Below are 20,565 nucleotides of genomic sequence, written 5' to 3' on the forward strand. Positions count from 1 at the left end.
CCGTTACACTCGAGGGCTGTGACTTCCCAAAGCCGAAAACGGCCCGCCTATCTCCTTATCTCAGATGCCCTACGTGACAAGATCGAGCGCAATGAATTAGAGCCTGGTCAGCGTTTTCCTACCGAACGCGAATTGGTCCGAGAATTTCATGTTGCGCGCATGACCGTGCGCCATGCATTAGACATTTTGGAAGATGAAGGCCTTATTGATCGCCGCCGTGGGCGCAGCGGCGGCACCTACGTGCGCACGGTTCCCCCTACACTGAGCCTGACCAAAAAGGACAGCATCGCCACTCAACTGCGCGAGCGTGGGCACGAAATCACCGTGCGGGTGGTCTCCGTGAATAAAACCCATGTGCCCAAACATGTGGCAGCGGCCCTGGGCGTGAACGATGCCACCTATGCGTGGGATATTAAACGCCTTTTTATCGTCGATGGTAAGCCCGTCATCGTCTCGCGCTACACCATCCCAGTGGACATGGCTCCCGAGCTCAATCAGCACGACCTGCGCGAGCCCATCCTAGACATACTGGCAGGCTATGGCCTCCAGCCGGTCTTCAAACGCGAGAGTATGAGCGCCGCTACCGCTCGCACAGAAGAACAGAAACTCTTGGGCGTGAGCCGATCGCACCCGCTTTTGCGGTTCGTACGGCTGCTGAAGAATGAGACCGGCGTGGTCTTTGCCTATATCGAAGAGTCGCTGCGCTCTGATATCGCCAATGTAGAAGTGGTCTTGGGCGAGGATCCTGCGCCACAACCCGTACAAACCCGGGACGGCGGCGCAGGAAAGCCGGCCTAGCCAGCGTCCACCTGGCGGTTGCGTAGCGCGCGGGCCACGCGGTCGCGCTGCTCGGTGACTGTACGACGCAGACCACCGGGCAGGTCCTTCTGCAAGAAGGCATCGGCTCTGTCCAAGCCCTTGCGGGTGATGTCCCAGGAAGGGAAGAGGCCGGTAACTGTGGTCAGAGCCACCTCGGAGGATTGGGAAGCCCACACCTTTTCCGCGATATCGAAGAACTCCGCGGTGGGAAGGAACGCATCGCCATGCGGATAGAGCAATCCTTCAAGTTTGGAAGTCAGCTCGCGGTTGGTGAGATTACCAGCCACGATTTCTTCCCATACCGCGCGCTTGTTTTCCGCAGTTGCCACTGCGGCGCGAGCGCGCAGCGAAGAGTAGTAGTCGGTGGCGGAATTATCCCGCTCCAGTTGCGCATCCGCGGCAGCGGGGACGTCCTCTATCGCGCCGTCGGCGGCAAGTGCCGCGAGCGCGGACCAACGCAGCCCTGCATCCTCGGAGGATTCGAGCACGCCGCGCAGGTAGTCACGCGCGCTATCGTGCAGGCGAATTTTCACCAGCGCCTGGGTGCAGATGATGGAGCGCTGGGCATCGGAACTGCGGGCGCCGTCGAGGAGGGCGTCGGCAAGCAGGGTGCTCTGGGCGGCCCACCGTGGATCGGCATAGTTCTTCAACGCGCTGGAGGCCTGCAAAACAATGCGCTCGAGGACGGCAAGCTCGGTCTCGGCCTGCATACCGCGGGCCACGAGTTGGATGAAATCGCGGGCGCGCATAGTCCCGGCGCGGGTCATCTCCCAGGCGGTGGACCAGCACAGGGTGCGGGCCATAGGATCAGCAAACTTATCGATATTATCCAGCAGGAATTGCAGGGAACCCGCGTCCAATTCGATGAGGCAGTAGGTCAGGTCATCGTCATTGGGCAGCAGGAAGTCAATGTCTGCTAGCTGGCGGCCGATGAGCTCTGGAATCTCGGTGGAGGAGCCATCGACATCCATCTCGATGCGATCGGTGCGCACCACCTGACCGTCCTGCAGGTTATACAGGCCCACCGCCACGCGGTGGGTGCGCAGCGTATCGCCGTGCTGGGAGAAGTAGGCATGGGTAATCGTGCCTGATTCATCCGCGTTGAGTGCCACGCTCAGCGTGTTGATGCCGGAAGTCTTAAGCCACTGCTGCGCCCAGAAGGAAAGATCGCGGCCGGAGGCCTGTTCCAGGTGGCCAAGCAGATCATCAAAGGTGGCATTGCCCCAGGCATGGGCGGCGAAGTGGCGGCGCACGCCGGCCAGGAAGTTTTCGCGGCCGACATAAGCCTGTAGCTGCTTCAGCACCGAAGCACCCTTGGCGTAGGTAATGCCATCAAAGTTTTGCTCCACGGTTTCGATATCGCTGGCATCGGTAGAAATCGGGTGGGTGGTAGGCAGCTGATCCTGCTGGTAGGCCCAGGACTTTTCTACGTTGGCAAAGGTTACCCACGCGGTATCGTATTCGGTCTCTTCCGCTTGGGAAATGGCCGCTGACCAGGTGGCGAAGGACTCATTGAGCCACAAATCGTCCCACCACTGCATGGTGACGAGATCGCCGAACCACATATGGGCCAATTCGTGCAGAATGGTATCGGCTCGGCGTTCGTATTTATAGTGCGTGGCCTGGGAGGTAAAGACGTACTCATCGCGGATGGTAACGCAGCCGGCATTTTCCATCGCACCCGCGTTGAACTCCGGCACGAAAATCTGGTCATACTTGCCAAAGGGGTAGGGGAAACCGAAATTGCGGTGATAGAAATCAAAGCCCTGCTTGGTCTCCGTAAATAAGCGCTCAGCATCTAAAGCATGGGCGAGCGAAGCACGGCAGTAGATGCCCAGCGGTACTTCGAGCTTTTGGGCCGGCTTGCCCTCTGGGTGTGCGGTCAGCTCGCCGCGCCAGGTATCGGTGACCTCGTGGTAGGGACCGGCGCACAGGGCTACCAGGTATGTCGATAGTGGGTAGTCGATAGCAGTGCTGGCCACGTCTCCTTCCCAGCTAACTGGTCCATTGCTAATGACGGTCCAATCCTCCGGCGCCTTGAAATGCAGCGCGTAGGTGGCCTTCATATCCGGCTGGTCAAAGCAAGCAAAGATCCGCTTGGCATCGGCGGTTTCAAATTGGGTATAGAGGTAGACCTTTTCATCGGCGGGATCGACAAAACGGTGCAGGCCCTCGCCGGTGCGCGAATACGGGATCTTCGCGGTGACTTCTAGCGTGTAGTCGGCCACTTGGAGGCCGGAAAGCGGAATGCCGTAGGCGGGGTTATAAGAATTCGTGGGCAGCGGATTGTCGTTGAGGCGCACCTCGTGGATTTCCTCGGCGCGCAGATCGATGAAGGTGGAGCCAATCTCGCGCGAGGTGAAGCTCACCTTCGTAGTGGAAAGGAAATGGGTATCTGAATACTTGAGGTCTAAAGTGACATCATAATGGCCCACCTCAATCATTCGGGAGCGCTCGACCGCTTCCGTGCGAGTCAGGTTTACGGAGGTCATAGCCTATATTCTCCTTCGGTTCCGAAAATAGTTCTGCATCCACAGTAGTCGCGCGCCTAGGCTGGTGGGGCAAACTTTTATCAATCAAAGGAGCAATCATGGCTGACGCAGTAAAGTTCTGGTTCGACGTATCTTGTCCCTTCGCTTGGGCCACCTCGCGGTGGATCAAGGAAGTAGAAAAGGTACGCGATATTGAGGTCGAGTTCGAGCCGATGTCCCTGTCCGTGCTGAACGATGGCCGTGATCTAGACCCCACTTACATGGACATGATGAAGGCTAACTGGGGCCCAGCCCGCGTCTTTGCCAAGGTTAAGGCCGAGCGTCCAGAAAAGGTAGATGAGCTTTATACCGCTATGGGCACCCTGGTCCACGCCAAGGGCAACGGCGGACGAACTGGCTTTGGTGCTTATGATGACATCATCGCGCAGGCGCTTGCAGAAGTGGAGCTTCCGGCCGAGTTCGCCGAGGTAGCCAATACCGAAGACTATGACGAGAAGCTCCGCGAATACCACCACAATGGCATCTCTTCCGTGGGTGATGAGGTGGGCACCCCGGTTATCAAGCTGGGGGAGACCGCGTTCTTCGGCCCGGTCATTACCCGCGTCCCTACCGGGGAAGAAGCAGGCGAGCTTTTCGACGCCTCCTTGCGCCTTGCCCAGTTCCCTTACTTCTTCGAACTCAAGCGCTCCCGCACCGAGATGCCGCAGGTAGAGGAGAACTAAGCGCTTTTCTGTCGGCGGCGCAGCTCAACTGCGGCGCCGACGCACAGCGCGATGGTCAGCGGGGTCAAGATGAATGCCGGAAGGCCCGCAATATTAATAGCGGGCAGCGCCATGCCGGCTCGAAAGTCTTCCCACGCAACAAGTACCCAGGAAGCCCATGAGGCGCCGGCAAGAAGCGCGATAATGCCGGCCGCAATAGCGCCCCCATTTGCCCGCGGATTCCCGCGCACCTTCTGGGCAATCCACCATACGCCTAAGCCCACGTGAGCCAATGTTGCGAGGGTGCTGGCGATAAGCGGCAAGAGGAAGCCTCCGCTGCCGGATACCATAACGCCTAGCATAATGAGGCAGGCTAGAAGGGCCCCGCCGTATAGCGTGAGGACCGGTTTGGTTATAGGCATGGCTTTCCTCCTTTATAGTGATAGCAACCGACCGCGAGCCTATCAGGAATTTGTAATGCGAAACAGGGCGGGCACTAAGCCTCCTCAAGGCGCGCCGGGCCGGTAGGATGTGGGCCATGCGCGTATATCTAGGAGCAGACCACGCAGGTTTTGAAACCAAGAACCTGATCGCTGAACACCTCACTAAACAGGGCCACGAAGTCATTGACTGCGGCGCCCACACCTATGATGCTGAGGACGACTACCCGGCATTTTGCATCGAAGCGGCACAACGCACCGTCAATGATCCGGGTTCCTTGGGCATTGTGCTTGGCGGATCCGGCAATGGCGAGCAGATTGCAGCCAATAAGGTCAAGGGAGCCCGCTGTGCACTGGCCTGGTCCGCCGAGACCGCCCGCCTTGCCCGCGAGCACAACAACGCCCAGCTCATCGGCATCGGCGGCCGCATGCACACCGAGCAGCAGGCACTGGAAATCGTAGACGCCTTCCTGGATCAAGAATGGTCCCGTGCGGAGCGCCACCAGCGCCGTATCGACATCTTGGCGCAGTACGAGCGCACCGGCATCGCCCCAGAGCTGCCCGAGGCCTAAGCCTTGAGAAAATAAACGCCGCGGAACAAAGTTGGTTCCGCGGCGTTTCTTTGTGTTTCGGCCAGGCATAGCTAGGGCGCTAAGACTTAGGCATCATTCATGTCATTCGGGTGCGGGCCGCCGCGTCCCTCTTCGCCTTCGTCCAAGGCGGTGATGGCAGCCATCTCCTCCTCGGTTAGTTCAAAGCCGAAGACATCAAAGTTTTCCGCAATGCGTGAGGGCGTCGCAGACTTGGGGAAGAGGATGACGCCATTTTGTAGGTGCCAACGAATGATGACTTGCGCTGGGCTGACATCGTGCGCTGCAGCGGCGTCGGTGACCTCAGGGGCATCCAGGATATCGCTCTTTCCCTGCCCCAGCGGGCCCCATGCCTCGATAGCCACGGTGTGGGCGCGGAAGGCGTCCAGCTCCCGCCAGCGCTGCAGATAAGGATGAAGCTCGACTTGGTTGACCGCAGGCTTTATATCGGTCTTGAGCTCCAGCTGTTCCAGGTGCTCCAGCTCGAAATTGGAGACGCCGATGGACTTTGTTTTGCCCTGCTTCTGCAAATCAATGAGTTGCTGCCAAGCCTCAACATAGGTGCCCTTTGCCGGTGTAGGCCAGTGGATGAGGTAAAGATCCACATACTCCAAGCCGAGCTTTTCCAAGGACTCATCGAGCGCTGCAGCAGCATCGGTCTGGCGGTCATTCCACAGCTTGGTGGTGATAAAAAGCTCCTCGCGGGGAATGCCAGACTTGGCAATAGCCCGTCCTACGCCTTCCTCATTGCCGTAGATAGCGGCGGTATCAATATGGCGATAACCCACGCGCAGGGCTTCAGCTACCAGATCTTCGGTCTGCTCCGGATCCATCTGGAACACGCCAAAGCCCAGCTGCGGGATGGTATTGCCGTCATTAAGGGTGATTTTAGGTACGCTCATGCGCCCCAGACTACCTATCTATTGCAGCGGGCCGAGAGTGATGAATTTATTCCACGTCTCCCACTCATCCTGCAGGCGGGCACGCTCATGGGGCGGGGTAGCGGTGTCGTCGATAAGCGAGGCATCAATCATGCGCACTCCATTGTCAAAGAACAACGCTGCGTGCCCCGAGGCGCCATGCCGCAGCACCGGCACCAAGTTCAATCCATCAAAGGACAGTTGTGCATTAGGGCGCACGTCGAGGCCGGCAATGGCAGCGAGCGTAGGCGCTAAGTCAATAGGGGAGACCAACTCATTATTCTCCCCGCTTTCGGCTACACCTGGCCACAACACCGACATAGGTGAATTTCCACCTAGTAGCGAGCAGACGGCGATGACGCCATTGACGTCGTTGAGTTCTTCTAGGCTGGGCTGCTCTAGCAAGCGAAAGACATCGCTACCGGCCGGCTGCGTATCCTCGCGCACCTCATAACCGACGCCCGCAAAAACCTCGCTAATGCGCGTGGTGGCTTGGCGCTGCGGATACTGCCCAGTCAGCGTGCCGCGGCGGGAATCAGCGTACGTCTCCGACGGCACCCACGTGTTATTGAAGCGTACGCCCCGCAGTGCAGTCTCAGGCGCATGGTCAAAGGTCGCAAGAGTGATATCCATAGCCATAATTCTAGGCTTGCCGAGGCGATTCAACGATTTCGTCCCCACAGATCGCCGGTCTCGTCGACGGTTGCGGTGGTTTAGATGGACGAAATCGTTGAAAGTAGCTTCCTGATGGGGCGGGGGCTAATCGAGGTCGAGGCCATCGATGCCGTGAACTGTCACGGTTTCCGAAAGTGGCGCGCGGCCTGGATTCGTTTTAAAGACCGGGCTCGATTCATCAGCTTTACCAAAGGTAATGGCGGTGACCAGCTTGTAGTCCTCGTCTACGCCGAGGAATTCACGCGCGGTTGGCGCAATCAAGGAAATCATCCCCTGTGGGATGCCGTGGTAGCCGTGTGCTTCCAAAGAAAGCAGGAAGTTTTCGGTATAGGTTCCTTGGTCAAAGGCGGCGCGAATGCGGTCACCCATCGGCGGGATAAAGAGAAGTACCGCATGGGGTGCGCCAAAGAAGCGCAAGTTTTCGCGGATGAATTCCACGCGACCTGCTTTGTCCTCGCGCTCAATGCCCAGGAGGCCGTACATTTTGGCGGCTAGCTCTTGGGAGCGCTTGGGATGGATACCCTCACCATAATCGGTGGTGAAGTCTGGGCTGAGCCCGTTCGTGTCGAATTCCTTAATAAGCGCGGCGCTTAGTTCCTTGAGCTTTTCTCCGCCCACCAAATGCACGTCCCACGGTTGGGTATTGGAGTTGGACGGTGCGGATTGAGCATCCAGCAAAACCTGCTTGATGTCTTCTACCGGCATGGGTTCTGGCAGGAACGCTCTGGGCGAATGGCGGCTGCGAATAAACTCAGAATACTTATTGGTTAAAGTCATGCGCGCCACCCTACACTTCGTCGCATGTGTTCGCTGTATACCGTGAACATCCAATGATGATGGGTGGAAAACGAAAAATCGCCCACCTAGAGGTGGGCGACAACTGGAGGGAATGACGGGAATCGAACCCGCGTCTTCAGCTTGGAAGGCTGAGGTATTAGCCACTATACGACATTCCCACAACGCGCTATCTCAACGCTGGGCCATACTTTAGCGCAACCGCGGCCAAAAAAGAAAATAGGGAACTAGGCTGGCGCCCGAGCCGTTGTTATAAGAGGAACGGACCTATCTATAGAAAGCGATGATCATAGTGGGAATTTTGCTCGTTGCGCTGGCAATTGGTGGAGGCGCCTGGTTTATTTCCTCCCGTAGCTCTCACAAACGTCGGGAAGAACGTGAGGCACAGCAATTGGCCGATGCACAGGCTGATGCACGTCGGTGGATTGAACGGCTAGGTGGCCAAGTAATGCAGATTTCTGGCACGGATTCTGCCTCCCAGCAAGCGATGGCTGATGCTTCTGAACGGTTCACTGCAGCTAACGCGGCGATTTCGCGTGCTACTACCGCCAAGCAGGCGAATTTGGCGCGTGAGTCGGCCCTGGAAGGCATGCATTATGTGAATGCCGCGCGCGAAATTATGGGCATGAACCCAGGCCCAGAACTCCCGCCGCTGGAGGGGCAGCGTGCGGCTGGCAAGGTGACGGAAGAGCGTACGGTCGAAGCGAATGGCCAAGAGATTACGGCCTCACCATATGCTTCTGCGAATACTCCCAACTACTACCCGGGTGGAATCGTGGCAGGGCGTCCGGTTCCGGCAGGTTGGTACTCCCGTCCATGGTGGGCCGATGCGCTGCAAACCGGCGTGTGGATGGTGGGCTACTCCATGATGTTTAATGCCCTATTCTCTGGCATGTCGGGCATTGGCTACTCTGCGGCTGCTGCAGAAAGCGGCGATTGGGGCGGTCCCGACGGCATTGGCGATGCTGGCGACTTTGGTGGCGACGCCGGTGATGCTGGCGACGTTGGTGGCGGCGATGATGGCGGCGGTTTCTTCGATGGTCTAACTGACGGCGACGGTGACGGATTCTTTGATGGAATGTTTGATTTCGATTTCTAGCTGAAGCACTGTCAAAATCGGCCGCTGGGCTGCGTGGATGCCTTTAAGTGGGGGTCCGTTTAGGAGATTTAAAACGGACACGGTACACTGTCTCAGGTATGCAACGCAGCCAAGGCAACTTGGTGGCCTACATACGGGGCGTGGCGCAGTTTGGTAGCGCACCTGCTTTGGGAGCAGGGGGTCGCAGGTTCAAATCCTGTCGCCCCGACGTATGGGGGTCTGGAAATGCCCTAATAAGGATTTCCGGACCCCCTTTAAGTTTATGTACGTAAAACAATGAAGCCAGGGAGATTCACTCGTGAAGACCACCGTAGACAAGCTGAGCGATACCCGCGTTAAGCTCACCGTCAACGTTCCGTTTGCGGAGCTGGACCAGGAAATCGATCAAGCTTACGCGGCAATCGCGCAGCAGGTTTCTATTCCAGGTTTCCGTAAGGGCAAGGCACCGCGCCAGCTTATTGACGCTCGCTTCGGCCGCGGCCCCATCCTGGAGCAGGTCGTCAATGACATGCTGCCTTCCCGTTACGAGCAGGCAGTCAAGGAAAACGATCTGAAGGTTATCGGCCAGCCGGACGTTGACATTTCCAAGATCGAGGACAAGGACTTTGTGGAGTTCACCGCAGAGGTTGATATCCGCCCTGAGTTCGAGATTCCGGACTTTTCCAAGATCTCCGTTACCGTCCCAGCCCTCAAGGCTGACGAAGAGGACGTCGACAAGGCTCTGGAGGAGCTGGCAGAGCGCTTCGGTGAGCTCAAGGATACCAAGCGCAAGATGAAGACCGGCGACTACGCAATCATCGACATCACCGCTGAGATTGACGGTGAGAAGATCGAGGACGCTTCCACCGAGGGCCTGTCCTACCGCATCGGTGACGATGACCTCATCAAGGGCTTGGACACCGCCCTGCGTGGTATGAAGACCGGTGAGGATAACGAGTTCACTTCCACCATCCAGTCTGGCGAGCACAAGGACGAAGAGGCCACCATCAAGGTTCACGTCCAGCAGTCCAAGGAGCGCAAGCTGCCGGCTATGGACGATGAGTTCGCTCAGATGGCTTCCGAGTTCGACACCATGGATGAACTGCGCGAATCCACCAAGACCCAGGTGGAGGAGACCAAGAAGGCTGAGCAGGCTGCCCAGATTCGCGATGAGGTCCTGAAGTCCGCGCTCTCCGAGGTCGAATTCGAACTGCCGCAGTCCGTAGTGGACGAGCAGGCTCACTCCCAACTGCACCAGATTCTGGGCCAGCTGGCTCACGATGAGAAGGCACTGGCTCAGTTGCTTGAGGCACAGGGCACTTCTCGCGAGGAGTTTGATAAGCAGACTCGTGAGCAGGCAGAAGAGTCCGTCCGCACTCAGCTGTTCCTCGACGCCGTAGCAGAAAAGGAAGAGCCGGAAGTTTCCCAACAGGAGCTTACCGACCACATCCTGTTCACCGCTCAGTCCTACGGCATGGACCCGAACCAGTTCATCCAGCAGCTGCAGTCCAACGGCCAGATCGCAAACCTCTTCTCTGACGTGCGCCGTGGCAAGGCACTGGCTGCCGCTATCTGCCGCACCACCGTCAAGGATGAAGAGGGCAATAAGGTTGACGTTGACCAGTACTTCGGTGAAATCGAAGAAGAGGACGCTGCAGAAGCTTCCGAGGAGAAGTAATCTCCCGCTTGTAACGCGCTGCTGCCACATGTGTGGTGGCGAGCGCGCATGAAACCCCGGATTCAGGTAACTCAAGGATGAGCCTGAATCCGGGGTTTGTGTCATTGTGAACGCCCTCTAGGAGTCTTTGAGTACTTCGAAGAGGGCGTGATGTGTGTTGGCTGGGGATACCGCTAGCCGTTCTTGGCTCTAAAGGCCTCGTCGGTCAACTGCAGGAAGCGCATAACGTAATCCTTGACAAAGTCTGCGGTACGTTGATTGAGATGTCCGGACTCTTCGAAAAGGGTGGGGGATTGGCCCAGAAATACTTCGGGTTGACCAGGGAGCGGCATGTCGAAGTAGGACAGAGCGAGGCGAAGGTTCTTCTGTGAACTGTAGCCGCCCATGCGGCCTACAGAGTGGCTAATGATACCTGCGGGAAGGTTCTTCCACGCCACATCTGAGTTGGGTTTAGAGCCGATGTCCACTGCGTTTTTGAGGCAGGCAGGGATAGTGCGGTTGTTCTCTGGCGTAATGAAGAGGATCCCGCTCGAGTTCTTGATGGTCTCGCGAAAGGTGGTGTACTCAGCCGGAGTGGGCTTGTCCGTGACGGCGGGGTCATCGTAGTCGAAGTCATAGAGCGGCAAGTCACGGATTTCCACGATGTTTGCCTCGTAGCCTTCAGGGATCATCGTGAGCACCTCGTGTGCAATCTTGCGTGCAAATGACTCTCGGCGCAGGCTGCCGACGATAACGCTGATACGTGGGGTGGTCATGGTAAACCTTCTTTCTTAGTTGGGTGTAGGGAGACGTGGTCAAGGGAGAAAAGGCTTGCAGCCAAAGGCCGGTGGTGGGCCGGCAGCGTGGGCGGCGGTGAGGAAGCCATCTACTTTGTCTCCTTCTTCATGGCGGAAGTACAGTTCGATGAGTCCTAGAAGCCCCCCGAGGACGGCCTCTCGTGCGGCGGATGTATTCAACAGCCGCATGGCTGCGGGTTGGTTTCCTTCGCGGATGGCTTCAAACAGCGCGATGGTCTCAAGCCAGCTTCCTTGGTCCGGTCGCGGAAAAGGTTTAGAAATCCCAGTCATCATCACTCGTTTCTTCAGCAGTACCAATGACATAGGAGGAACCAGATCCGGAGAAGAAGTCATGGTTCTCATCTGCTCCGGGGGCTAGGGCCGCGAGGATTTCTGGGTTCACTTCCGTTTCTTCGGGCGGGAAATAATCCGGGTAGCCCAAATTCATGAGTGCCTTATTGGCGTTATAGCGAACGAACACGGCTACATCATCCATGAGTCCCAAAGGCTCATATAGCTCGCCGGAATAGTCCAGCTCTAGTGCATAAAGCTCTTCGAGCAAAGAAATGGTGAAATCATGCATCTCCTTCTGCCGTAGCGGGGTCGTGGATTCCAGACCGCGCTGATATTTGTAACCCGAGTAGTAGCCGTGCACTGCCTTGTCACGCAGAATGAGGCGGATCATGTCTGCCGTATTTGTCAGGGTGGCGTGGACAGAAAAGTGCAAGGGAAGATAGAAACCCGCGTAGAGAAGCAGCGAGGAAAGCAACGTCGATGACACCTTGCGTTTGAGTGGATCCGGCCCAAAATAGTGCGCGAGAACTTTCTTGGCGCGTGCCTGGAGAAGGTCGTTATTCACCGCCCAGCGGTATGCTTCATCAATTTCCTTTGTACTGCTCAGGGTAGAAAACACTGAAGAGTATGAACGGGCATGGACTGACTGCATGAAGGCGATGTTGGTATACACGGCCTCCTCGTGTTCGGTGCGGGCATCTTGAATCTGACAGATTTCACCCACGGTGGCCTGGACAGTATCCAGGGTGGTGAGTCCCGTGAACACCCGCATGGTGAGGTTGCGTTCCTCGGGTGTCATCTTCTGCCACGCCGGGAGATCATTAGAAAGCGGGACCTTCTCTGGCAACCAAAAGTTGGCGGTTAGACGGTTCCACACTTCAAGATCCTTGTCATCGCTCACCCGGTTCCAATTGATGGCGCGGATGCGGGCTGAAGGATCATGCCGGTAGCTCGGCGGAGTAACTGAAATGCTGGTTAGTTCAGCACTATTCGATGTTGACGACATAGCTTCTTTCTTTCTGAGTGAATGGTTGTAGACAAGGGGGAGGACCGTGCTCCTACAAAGCACAGGAGACGCAGCCTTCGACCTCGGTTCCTTGGAGCGCGGATTGGCGTAAACGGATGTAGTAGAGGGTCTTGATTCCGGCTTTCCAGGCATAGATTTGTGCCTTGTTGATGTCCCGCGTGGTGGTATCAGCGGTAAAGAACAAGGTCAGGGAAAGCCCTTGGTCCACGTGTTGGGTGGCCATGGCGTAGGTGTCGATGATTTTTTCGTATCCCACTGCGTAGGAGTCATCGAAATACTCCAGGTTGTCGTTGGTCATTTCCGGCGCGGGGTAGTACACGCGCCCCAAGCGGCCTTCCTTGCGTATTTCAATTTTGGAGGCAATTGGGTGGATGGACGCGGTGGAGTCATTGATGTAGGAAATTGATCCAGTGGGTGGAACTGCCTGCAAGTAGGCGTTGTAGATGCCGTCTTGCATCACTTGATTCTTGAGCCGTAGCCAATCCTCGCGTTGAGGGATCTGCACGCCTGCTTCGTGGAAGAGCTGTTTTACGTGTTCAGTGGCTGGCGCCCAGTCTTGGTCGATGTATTTGTCAAAGTAGGCGCCAGTGGCATAGGTGGATTCTTCGAAGCCTGTGAATCGTTGACCTTTTTCAACCGCGAGTGCGTGGGATGCGCGGAGCGCATGGTAGGTCACCGTGAGGAAATAGATATTTGTAAAGTCCAGTGCCTCGGCGCAGCCATAAGGAATACGCTGTGAAGCAAGGAAGCCGTGGAGATTCATTTGGCCCAGACCAATGGCATGCATGGAAGCATTTCCGTGAGCGATGGAGGGAACAGCTTCGATATTCGTCAGGTCTGAAACCTTCGTGAGGGCACGCACTGCGGTTTCGACGGTCTCCCCGAAGTCCGGCGATTCAAAAGCCTTCGCAATGTTGAGCGAACCTAGATTGCAGGAAATATCCTGGCCAACGGTGGTGTAGTCACCCGAAGCTCCGTAGGTCGATGGCGTGTTGACCTGGAGGATTTCGCTACACAGGTTGGACATATTGATATGTCCTTTGAGGGGATTAGCGCGGTTGACCGTATCCTCAAAGAGGATGTAGGGGTATCCGGATTCAAACTGAAGCTCAGCCAGCGTGGTGAAAAACTCGCGGGCCTTAATGGTCGTGTGAGAGATTCGCGGATTGGCAACCAGCTCGTCGTAGTACTCGGTGATGGACATGTCAGACATGGCTACGCCGTACTCGCGAGCGATGTCATACGGGCTAAAAAGATGCATGTCCTTGTTCTCTTTGGCCAGACGGAAGGTTATATCTGGAATAACAACCCCCAGCGAAAGAGTCTTGATGCGGACTTTCTCATCGGCATTTTCCCGCTTGGTATCCAGGAAGCGAAGAATATCTGGATGGTGCGCATGCAGGTAGACGGCTCCAGCGCCCTGCCGGGAGCCCAATTGGTTGGCATAGCTGAAGCTATCTTCGAGAATCTTCATGACTGGGACTACGCCGGAAGCCTGGTTCTCAATCTTTTTGATCGGGGCTCCGGATTCGCGCAGATTGCTCAGCAACAGGGCCACTCCACCACCGCGCTTTGATAGTTGCAGTGCAGAGTTCACGCAGCGGCCAATGCTCTCCAAATTGTCTTCGATTCGCAGGAGGAAGCAGGAGACCATTTCGCCGCGCTGGGCTTTGCCTGCGTTGAGAAAAGTAGGGGTGGCGGGCTGGAAGCGTCCGGTCATGATGTCATCCACCAGCTTTTCTGCGAGCTCTTCGTCGCCCTGTGCAAGGTATAAAGCTGTGGTGGCGACGCGTTCTTCGTAGCCTTCTAGGAATCGGGAGCCATCAAAGGTTTTCAGTGCATATGAAGTGAAGAACTTAAATGCGCCGAGGAAGGTGCGGAACTGATGCTTAACTCGATGTGCTCTGTCGTACATGGCGCACAGAAAGGCGTCATCATAAAGCTCAAGGAAATCCCGCTCGTAGTACTCGTTATCAACCAACCATTCCAAGCGTTGCTTGGTGGAATCGAACTGATGCATGCGGGGAGCGACATGGTGCGTGACATAGTCTTGTGCTGCCTGAATGTCCTTGTCAAACTGGATTTTTCCAGAAGCGTCGAACAAGTTCAGCTGCGCGTTGAGTGCGTGGTAGCTCTTGCGCTTGCCGACACCGCCGGCATTGTCTGCTGAAGCGGTGCGGGGCGTAGCGCCAATAGTCTGTGTGGGGGTGGCATCAAGAGGCCACATTGTGTTTTCCAATCTGTGTGATGCGGATGTGTTCTTCATCTTGTGGGGGATTAATGGGGCGTCTTCGTTAGCTGCTTTTGCTGCTTCCAAAACTTCTGAAGGCCCTGCTTTACGGCGGCGATGTCCTTCTGGGTGCCGAGAAGCTCGAAGTGATACAGCTCCGGTACGTGGCACTTGGCGGAAATGATGCGTCCGGCGACGCAGTAAGCACTTCCGAAGTTGGTATTCCCTGAGGTAATAACGCCCCGGATAAAGGAGCGGTTGATTGGGTCATTGAGGAAGTCGATGACCTGTTTGGGGACTGCGCGTTTGAGCGAGCCGCCGCCGTAGGTGGGAACGATGAGTACGTACGGGTGTGAAACCTGGATCATCCCGGTTTTCTTGGGGCGCAGTGGAATGCGCACCGCGGGTCTATCTAAGCGTTCGACGAATCTTTTCGTGTTCTCTGAAACGCTGGAAAAGTACACCAAATCTGGTGAGTCTGACATGGCAATCCTGCTCATCCTGGCCTTAGCCATAAGTGGGGTAGGTGATATTCGAAAAGACTAACTACGCAATGCCGTAGTTGCAACTACGGTATAACGTAGTTTTGAAAAGGGCAGGTGAGAGCAGGATTAATGCAAAGGGGAATGTCTAAAGGTTGTGGTGTGCTACAAACACTGCGTCGGTAGCTGGGCGTCCAAGTACTACCCACTGAGTGCCGCCGGCCACCTGTATTTCGAGAGAATCTGAAAAGGGCGCTCCCTCGCGCGTGCTAAGAACAGCCCCAGTGACAATGCCGCGCTCTTCAAGGAACTTCAGTAGTTGTGGGTCGGAATCAGAAATGCGTTCCACGGTCACCTGCGATTGTGCACCGCTGTCGGTGAGGCGATGCCCACTGGGGATGGTGATCTGTCCATCAACCGTAGGGATAGGATCGCCGTGCGGATCCCTAGTGGGGTAATCAAGGAACTTATCCACACGTTCTATGAGCATGTCAGACACCGCGTGTTCGAGATTTTCGGCTTCATTATGGACTTCGTCCCAGGTGTAGCCCAATGCTTGAACCAAAAAAGACTCAAGCAATCGGTGACGGCGCACCATGACCAATGCGTACTGCCTGCCAAGTTCGGTTAACTCCACAGAGCCATAGGGCGTGTGTGACACGAGCCCTTGCTTCGCCATTTTGCGCACTGCATCGGAAACCGAGGAGAGCTTGAGTCCCAGCTGTTTCGCTATAAGCGTGGCGGTAACGGGCTCGGATGACCATTCCTTTAGCCCCCAGATAGCTTTCAAATAGTTCTGGGTACTGGTGGACAGCTCGGAAACAGACATGAGTAAATGTTAACCCAGCTTCCGTGTGCGCCTTTGGCGCTGTGGCCCAACGCTCATAGCGAACAGAGGCCAAGTTTGAGAGGAATGCCGGTAAGGTGGGGCCAGTTAAAGCATTCTTCACTTGAAGGAGAACCACTAATGTCTGAGAAGATTTCAATGAACTCGTCGTCTACGGGTATGAATCTGAGCGATAGCGTGTACGAGCGCCTGTTGCGCGAGCGCATTATCTTCCTGGGAACCCAGGTCGATGATGAGATTGCGAACAAGCTGTGCGCCCAGATCCTCCTGCTGTCCGCCGAGGACCCCACTCGCGACATTTCGCTCTACATCAACTCCCCGGGTGGCTCTGTCACTGCGGGCATGGCTATTTATGACACCATGAAGTACTCGCCGTGCGATATTGCCACGTACGGCATGGGCCTGGCTGCCTCCATGGGTCAGTTCCTGCTTTCCGGCGGCACCAAGGGCAAGCGCTACGCTCTGCCGCACGCGCGCATTATGATGCACCAGCCTTCCGCTGGTGTCGGTGGTACCGCTGCGGACATCGCCATCCAGGCTGAGCAATTTGCTCAGACCAAGCGGGAGATGGCGGAGCTCATTGCCGAGCACACCGGCCAGACCTTTGAGCAGATCACCAAGGACTCCGACCGTGACCGTTGGATGACCGCCCAACAGGCCAAGGACTACGGCATTGTTGACCACGTCATTGCGTCCGTTAACGGCCCGCTGAGCAACTAGGGAATAAGGAGAAAATCACTATGAATCAGTCCCAGATGCCAAGTTCCCGCTACGTTCTGCCGTCCTTCATTGAGCAGTCCGCACAGGGCACTAAGGAAACCAACCCGTACTCCAAGCTGTTTGAGGAGCGCATCATCTTCCTGGGCACCCAGGTCGATGACACCTCCGCTAACGACATCATGGCGCAGCTGCTGGTCCTGGAGTCCCAGGACCCAGACCGCGATATTACGATGTACATCAACTCCCCGGGCGGCTCCTTTACCGCGCTGATGGCCATCTATGACACCATGCGCTACGTCCGCCCGGACGTGCAGACCGTGTGCTTGGGCCAGGCCGCTTCGGCGGCAGCTGTGCTGCTTGCCGCCGGTGCGCCGGGCAAGCGTGCAGCTTTGCCGAACTCCCGCGTGCTCATTCACCAGCCGGCAACTCAGGGTACTCAGGGTCAGGTTTCTGATCTAGAGATCCAGGCCGCCGAGATTGAGCGCATGCGCAAGCTGATGGAAACCACCCTGTCTGAGCACACCGGTCGTACCGCTGAGCAGATCCGCATTGATACGGATCGCGATAAGATTCTGACCGCTCAGGAAGCCGTTGAATACGGCATCATCGATACGGTCTTTGATTACCGCAAGCTCAACGCTTAATTTGGAATAACTCATTCTAGGTAGCCCCTGCCGCTCAACCGAGTTCCGGTTGTGAGGCAGGGGCTTTCAGCATTGTGGGGCAGGGAAGGGGCAATGCCCGGTAATTCTTGCTGCACCCGAATGGGGTAAGTCTCTCTCGCAATATCTGCAGGTCGTTAGGTTTATTTCTATCGTGCGACACTAAACTTATAATGGTCGATTTGTGATTTAGACCTCTAAGTGGTCATATATTTTTATGGAGAAACACACATCCGACGCGGCGGCTCAGGCCGCTGCGCCCACGCCGCAGAGCGGCGAACGCACATTCTTTGGGCACCCTTGGGGATTGGCCAACCTCTTCGGCGTGGAAATGTGGGAGCGCTTTAGCTTCTATGGCATGCAAGCCCTTGTCTTGCTGTACATGTATTACGCCACTACCGATGGTGGCCTTGGCCTGGACCGAGCGGACGCGACGTCTATCGTGGGTGCCTACGGCGGCTTGGTCTACATGGCCTGCTTGTTGGCTTCTCTTGTTGCTGACCGTGTCTTAGGCGCAGAACGCACACTGTTTTACTCGGCTAGCATGGTGATGCTTGGCCACATTGCTTTGGCGTTTATTCCCGCAATAACTGGTTTGGCCATTGGCCTCGTTCTTATCGCCATCGGCTCCGGCGGTGTTAAGACCACCGCGCAGGTTGTGCTTGGTGCCATGTACAGTCGCGATGATCCGCGCCGCGATGGTGGCTTCTCCATCTTCTATATGGGCGTTAATATCGGCGCTCTCGTTGGTCCACTGCTCACCACTGCCCTGTGGGGCTGGCAGGGTTTCCACTGGGGCTTTGGTATCGCAGCAATCGGCATGGCGCTCGGCCTGATTCAATATTCGCTCATGCGCAAGACCACTATCAAAGACGCGGGGCATGAGGTTCCAAACCCAGCGAGCTTCAAGCAATTGCTTATGGGTGTGTTGGCAGTAGCGGCCATCATTGTGGTTATGGTTGTAGCACTGGCAACCGGCGCTATTCAGGTTGATTGGCTTTCCAATATTGTTACCGCGGTGGCACTTCTGGCTGCAGTTTATCTGTGGGTTCAGATGTATACCTCGAAGTTGGTGACTCGCGAAGAAAAGAACCGCCTGCTGGGCTTTATCCCGATGTTCATTTCCGGTGTTTTGTTCTTCGGCATCTTCCAGCAGCAGTTCACCGTGATGACGATTTATTCGGATGTGCGCTTGGACCGCCACGTATTTGGTTGGGAAATCCCTCCATCGCTCGTCCAGTCCATTAATCCAATCTTCATTGTTATTTTCTCCGCGGTCTTTGCAACGATGTGGACGAAGCTAGGGGATAGGCAGTGGTCCACCCCGGTAAAGTTTGGCGCTGCTAATATCGTCATCGGCATTTCCTTGTTCTTCTTCCTTCCTTTCTCGGGTGCGGAAGCGAACTCCACCCCGATGTATGTCATCATTTTCATTCTCTTCCTTTTTACCATGGCGGAGCTCCTCCTTTCGCCGGTGGGCAATTCTCTAGCTACCAAGGTGGCGCCAGAGGCATTCCCATCCCGCATGATGGCGGTATGGATGATGGCAGTGGCAATGGGCACATCCCTGGCTGGTTCTTTGGCTAGTTTCTACAACCCAGATGATGCAGGCGCGGAGAATACCTTCTTTATCTCCCTTGGCGTTGTATCTATCGTGTTGGGCGGCATCTTGCTTGTCCTCAGCCGCTGGGTAGTAAAGAAGTTCTCTAGCTTCCGCTAAAGGGTGTTAAAAGAGCCCGAAATGGGAGGTGTGTCGATTCAACTGCGACATCCCTCCCTTAGTGGTTTTTATCACTCAAGCTAAGCGGTGGGGGTAAAAGAATATAAGTATTCTAAGCAGGGCATTTCTAAGCCGGTGGAAACCCCAAAAGGCACGGTTCTATGCTGCGGTAGGTTAACTAAAGGTTAACCAAAGAAAACGTTAAAGAAAAGCAATTGTCTATGGTTCGGGGCTGGAGTATTCTGCATTTCGTCCGCGACGCGTGAAGGCGCCGTAGATACGTACCGTGTTCATCTTTTTCTTTCCAAGGGGCCAACGCTGTGACAGCGACTCTGATCATCCTCGGCATTGTGGTGGTTACCGCCCTTGCCTTTGACTTTACGAACGGATTTCATGACACTGCCAACGCGATGGCTACGTCCATTGCCACCGGTGCTTTGAAGCCATTTACTGCGGTGGCAATCTCCGCAGTCCTTAACATGGTTGGTGCCTTCCTTTCGGTCAATGTTGCTGCGACCGTAGCGAAAGGCATTGTTAACCTCGATTCATATGATTTGTCCGGCGCCGCAGCAGACACTGACGGCCAGGCGCTGCTGATGGTGGTCTTTACTGGCCTTATCGGCGGCATTATTTGGAACCTTTTTACTTGGTTGCTGGGCATGCCATCGAGTTCTTCCCACGCGCTGTTTGGCGGCCTTATTGGTGCCGCCTTCGCCGCCATGGGTACGGCTGGCGTTGAGTGGTCTTCTATCGCTGGCAAGATCGTTATCCCGGCCGTTGCCTCGCCGATTATTGCGGCCCTAGTTTCCGCGTGTGCCACCTTCCTTATCTACTGGGTTACCAACACCATTCCGAATAAGGCTAAGAACGAGCACTTCCGCCATGGCCAGATTGTCACCGCTTGCTTGGTGTCGCTGGCACACGGTGCTGGCGATGCGCAGAAGACCATGGGCGTTATCTTCCTGGCGCTGGTTGCTTCCGGGCATGCGGTTGCTGACTCCCGCATCCCTACCTGGGTTATCGTCTGCTGTGCCGTAGCAATCGCAGCCGGCACCATGTCCGGTGGCTGGCGCGTTATCCGCACCCTGGGTAAGGGACTGGTGGAGATTGAGTCCCCGCAGGGTATGGCCGCTGAAGCTACCTCCGCGGCAATCATTTTGACCTCCGCTACCGGTGGTATGGCGCTGTCCACCACTCACGTGTCCACCGGTTCCATCTTGGGTACCGGCCTGGGACGTCGCGGTGCCGAGGTTCGCTGGGGTGTTGCGATGCGTATGGTTTCCGCGTGGCTTATCACCCTGCCCTGCGCTGCGTTTGTTGGCTTTGCTACGTGGTGGTTGGCACACGGTGTCTCCTCCTTTACTAACGTGGCAACTGGCGCCATCGTTGACTTTGTCTTGCTGCTGGCCATGGCCGGACTTATCGTCATCCGCTCCCGCATGAACCCAGTGGATGCCTCCAACGTGAACAACGATTGGGATCCAAACTCCGAGTCCGTGGATTCCTCCATGGGAGCTGAGTCCAACCGTCAGGAGCCGGTTGCTGCCGGCGCCGCCCCAGTTGCTGCAACCCAGGCGGAGGACACCTCCGCGCCGTCTACTGCTCAAGAGGAGCGCTAA

The 20,565-nt window shown here is 56.2% G+C and carries 20 protein-coding genes and 2 tRNA genes; 10 read left to right on the forward strand and 12 right to left on the reverse strand.

The features are described 5' to 3' along the window. The first annotated feature begins 18 nt into the window (after positions 1-18). Positions 19-798: a GntR family transcriptional regulator gene (locus QP990_RS06135; RefSeq protein ID WP_200288721.1), complete on the forward strand. Its 780-nt coding sequence runs from the start codon at positions 19-21 to the stop codon at positions 796-798. Here QP990_RS06135 and pepN read toward each other — a convergent pair. Next, positions 795-3,311 carry an aminopeptidase N gene (pepN, locus tag QP990_RS06140; RefSeq protein WP_284798716.1) on the reverse strand — a complete coding sequence of 839 codons (2,517 nt, stop codon included), beginning with the start codon at positions 3,309-3,311 and terminating at the stop codon, positions 795-797. The genes QP990_RS06135 and pepN overlap by 4 nt on opposite strands. Before the next feature lie 98 nt (positions 3,312-3,409). Between pepN and QP990_RS06145 the strand changes: the two genes are divergently transcribed. Beyond that, positions 3,410-4,033, forward strand: a complete 624-nt coding sequence (locus QP990_RS06145; protein ID WP_049361657.1) for a DSBA oxidoreductase — start codon at positions 3,410-3,412, stop codon at positions 4,031-4,033. Here QP990_RS06145 and QP990_RS06150 read toward each other — a convergent pair. Beyond that, on the reverse strand, positions 4,030-4,434 hold the full coding sequence (locus QP990_RS06150; RefSeq protein ID WP_284798717.1) for an MFS transporter: 405 nt from the start codon (positions 4,432-4,434) through the stop codon (positions 4,030-4,032). The genes QP990_RS06145 and QP990_RS06150 overlap by 4 nt on opposite strands. A 116-nt stretch (positions 4,435-4,550) precedes the next feature. Here QP990_RS06150 and QP990_RS06155 point away from each other — a divergent pair, with 116 nt between their 5' ends. Next, complete coding sequence (locus QP990_RS06155; protein WP_023020911.1) at positions 4,551-5,024, forward strand: ribose-5-phosphate isomerase; 474 nt, start codon at positions 4,551-4,553, stop codon at positions 5,022-5,024. An 86-nt stretch (positions 5,025-5,110) separates the two neighbouring features. Here the strand turns inward: QP990_RS06155 and QP990_RS06160 are convergent, their stop codons facing one another. The 4 genes from QP990_RS06160 to QP990_RS06175 form a co-directional block, all read right to left on the reverse strand. Next, positions 5,111-5,944, reverse strand: coding sequence for an aldo/keto reductase (locus tag QP990_RS06160; RefSeq protein ID WP_023020912.1), 834 nt, complete (start codon positions 5,942-5,944; stop codon positions 5,111-5,113). 18 nt (positions 5,945-5,962) lie between these two features. Next, positions 5,963-6,595, reverse strand: a complete 633-nt coding sequence (locus tag QP990_RS06165) for a hypothetical protein (protein WP_259825362.1) — start codon at positions 6,593-6,595, stop codon at positions 5,963-5,965. Positions 6,596-6,721: 126 nt separating this feature from the next. Then, positions 6,722-7,414, reverse strand: coding sequence for a nitroreductase family protein (locus tag QP990_RS06170; RefSeq protein ID WP_239207925.1), 693 nt, complete (start codon positions 7,412-7,414; stop codon positions 6,722-6,724). A 104-nt stretch (positions 7,415-7,518) separates the two neighbouring features. Further along, positions 7,519-7,593, reverse strand: a tRNA-Gly gene (locus QP990_RS06175). A 122-nt stretch (positions 7,594-7,715) separates the two neighbouring features. Between QP990_RS06175 and QP990_RS06180 the strand changes: the two genes are divergently transcribed. The 3 genes from QP990_RS06180 (at position 7,716) to tig (ending at position 10,188) form a co-directional block, all read left to right on the forward strand. Next, the gene (locus QP990_RS06180; protein WP_284798718.1) at positions 7,716-8,531 is read left to right on the forward strand and encodes a DUF1542 domain-containing protein; all 816 of its coding nucleotides are present in this window, start codon (positions 7,716-7,718) and stop codon (positions 8,529-8,531) included. Positions 8,532-8,665: 134 nt separating this feature from the next. Further along, positions 8,666-8,739, forward strand: a tRNA-Pro gene (locus QP990_RS06185). 90 nt (positions 8,740-8,829) lie between these two features. After that, complete coding sequence (gene tig / locus QP990_RS06190; RefSeq protein WP_284798719.1) at positions 8,830-10,188, forward strand: trigger factor; 1,359 nt, start codon at positions 8,830-8,832, stop codon at positions 10,186-10,188. Between the two features lie 173 nt (positions 10,189-10,361). Here tig and QP990_RS06195 read toward each other — a convergent pair whose 3' ends face one another. From QP990_RS06195 to QP990_RS06220, 6 genes are all read right to left on the reverse strand, one after another. After that, entirely contained in the window at positions 10,362-10,943 is a 582-nt protein-coding gene (locus QP990_RS06195; RefSeq protein WP_005324045.1) for an NADPH-dependent FMN reductase, read from the reverse strand. Positions 10,944-10,982: 39 nt separating this feature from the next. Continuing rightward, on the reverse strand, positions 10,983-11,153 hold the full coding sequence (locus tag QP990_RS06200; RefSeq protein WP_005329175.1) for a hypothetical protein: 171 nt from the start codon (positions 11,151-11,153) through the stop codon (positions 10,983-10,985). Positions 11,154-11,238: 85 nt separating this feature from the next. Then, entirely contained in the window at positions 11,239-12,264 is a 1,026-nt protein-coding gene (gene nrdF / locus QP990_RS06205) for a class 1b ribonucleoside-diphosphate reductase subunit beta (protein WP_023020918.1), read from the reverse strand. Positions 12,265-12,316: 52 nt separating this feature from the next. After that, positions 12,317-14,512: a class 1b ribonucleoside-diphosphate reductase subunit alpha gene (nrdE, locus tag QP990_RS06210; RefSeq protein ID WP_005324048.1), complete on the reverse strand. Its 2,196-nt coding sequence runs from the start codon at positions 14,510-14,512 to the stop codon at positions 12,317-12,319. 50 nt (positions 14,513-14,562) lie between these two features. Then, positions 14,563-15,030 (reverse strand): class Ib ribonucleoside-diphosphate reductase assembly flavoprotein NrdI, encoded by a 468-nt coding sequence (nrdI, locus tag QP990_RS06215; protein ID WP_284798720.1) that lies wholly within the window; start codon positions 15,028-15,030, stop codon positions 14,563-14,565. A 115-nt stretch (positions 15,031-15,145) separates the two neighbouring features. Beyond that, on the reverse strand, positions 15,146-15,826 hold the full coding sequence (locus QP990_RS06220; RefSeq protein WP_284798721.1) for a metal-dependent transcriptional regulator: 681 nt from the start codon (positions 15,824-15,826) through the stop codon (positions 15,146-15,148). 138 nt (positions 15,827-15,964) lie between these two features. On the opposite strand from QP990_RS06220, the gene QP990_RS06225 reads away from it, so the two are divergent. The 4 genes from QP990_RS06225 to QP990_RS06240 all read left to right on the forward strand — a co-directional run bounded on the left by QP990_RS06225 (position 15,965) and on the right by QP990_RS06240 (position 20,565). Then, positions 15,965-16,564 carry an ATP-dependent Clp protease proteolytic subunit gene (locus QP990_RS06225; RefSeq protein ID WP_284798722.1) on the forward strand — a complete coding sequence of 200 codons (600 nt, stop codon included), beginning with the start codon at positions 15,965-15,967 and terminating at the stop codon, positions 16,562-16,564. Between the two features lie 20 nt (positions 16,565-16,584). Beyond that, positions 16,585-17,208, forward strand: a complete 624-nt coding sequence (locus QP990_RS06230) for an ATP-dependent Clp protease proteolytic subunit (protein WP_005324052.1) — start codon at positions 16,585-16,587, stop codon at positions 17,206-17,208. Positions 17,209-17,443: 235 nt separating this feature from the next. Continuing rightward, complete coding sequence (locus tag QP990_RS06235; protein ID WP_239204986.1) at positions 17,444-18,946, forward strand: peptide MFS transporter; 1,503 nt, start codon at positions 17,444-17,446, stop codon at positions 18,944-18,946. A gap of 320 nt (positions 18,947-19,266) precedes the next feature. Next, a complete protein-coding gene (locus QP990_RS06240) occupies positions 19,267-20,565 on the forward strand; it encodes an inorganic phosphate transporter (RefSeq protein ID WP_284798723.1) in 1,299 nt (432 codons plus the stop codon).

Origin of the sequence: Corynebacterium sp. MSK071, assembly GCF_030232125.1 — a bacterium.
Lineage (GTDB): Bacteria > Actinomycetota > Actinomycetes > Mycobacteriales > Mycobacteriaceae > Corynebacterium > Corynebacterium kefirresidentii.

What these genes read in the sequence shown, in the direction of transcription:
- QP990_RS06230 (WP_005324052.1), top strand. Translation starts at nt 16,585, where the DNA reads ATGAATCAGTCCCAGATGCCAAGTTCCCGCTACGTTCTGCCGTCCTTC.
- QP990_RS06160 (WP_023020912.1), bottom strand. Translation starts at nt 5,944, where the DNA reads ATGAGCGTACCTAAAATCACCCTTAATGACGGCAATACCATCCCGCAG.
- nrdE (WP_005324048.1), bottom strand. Translation starts at nt 14,512, where the DNA reads ATGTGGCCTCTTGATGCCACCCCCACACAGACTATTGGCGCTACGCCC.
- QP990_RS06200 (WP_005329175.1), bottom strand. Translation starts at nt 11,153, where the DNA reads ATGCGGCTGTTGAATACATCCGCCGCACGAGAGGCCGTCCTCGGGGGG.
- QP990_RS06180 (WP_284798718.1), top strand. Translation starts at nt 7,716, where the DNA reads ATGATCATAGTGGGAATTTTGCTCGTTGCGCTGGCAATTGGTGGAGGC.
- nrdF (WP_023020918.1), bottom strand. Translation starts at nt 12,264, where the DNA reads ATGTCGTCAACATCGAATAGTGCTGAACTAACCAGCATTTCAGTTACT.
- QP990_RS06195 (WP_005324045.1), bottom strand. Translation starts at nt 10,943, where the DNA reads ATGACCACCCCACGTATCAGCGTTATCGTCGGCAGCCTGCGCCGAGAG.
- QP990_RS06155 (WP_023020911.1), top strand. Translation starts at nt 4,551, where the DNA reads ATGCGCGTATATCTAGGAGCAGACCACGCAGGTTTTGAAACCAAGAAC.
- QP990_RS06225 (WP_284798722.1), top strand. Translation starts at nt 15,965, where the DNA reads ATGTCTGAGAAGATTTCAATGAACTCGTCGTCTACGGGTATGAATCTG.
- QP990_RS06145 (WP_049361657.1), top strand. Translation starts at nt 3,410, where the DNA reads ATGGCTGACGCAGTAAAGTTCTGGTTCGACGTATCTTGTCCCTTCGCT.
- nrdI (WP_284798720.1), bottom strand. Translation starts at nt 15,030, where the DNA reads ATGGCTAAGGCCAGGATGAGCAGGATTGCCATGTCAGACTCACCAGAT.
- QP990_RS06235 (WP_239204986.1), top strand. Translation starts at nt 17,444, where the DNA reads ATGGAGAAACACACATCCGACGCGGCGGCTCAGGCCGCTGCGCCCACG.
- pepN (WP_284798716.1), bottom strand. Translation starts at nt 3,311, where the DNA reads ATGACCTCCGTAAACCTGACTCGCACGGAAGCGGTCGAGCGCTCCCGA.
- QP990_RS06150 (WP_284798717.1), bottom strand. Translation starts at nt 4,434, where the DNA reads ATGCCTATAACCAAACCGGTCCTCACGCTATACGGCGGGGCCCTTCTA.
- QP990_RS06170 (WP_239207925.1), bottom strand. Translation starts at nt 7,414, where the DNA reads ATGACTTTAACCAATAAGTATTCTGAGTTTATTCGCAGCCGCCATTCG.
- QP990_RS06220 (WP_284798721.1), bottom strand. Translation starts at nt 15,826, where the DNA reads ATGTCTGTTTCCGAGCTGTCCACCAGTACCCAGAACTATTTGAAAGCT.
- QP990_RS06165 (WP_259825362.1), bottom strand. Translation starts at nt 6,595, where the DNA reads ATGGATATCACTCTTGCGACCTTTGACCATGCGCCTGAGACTGCACTG.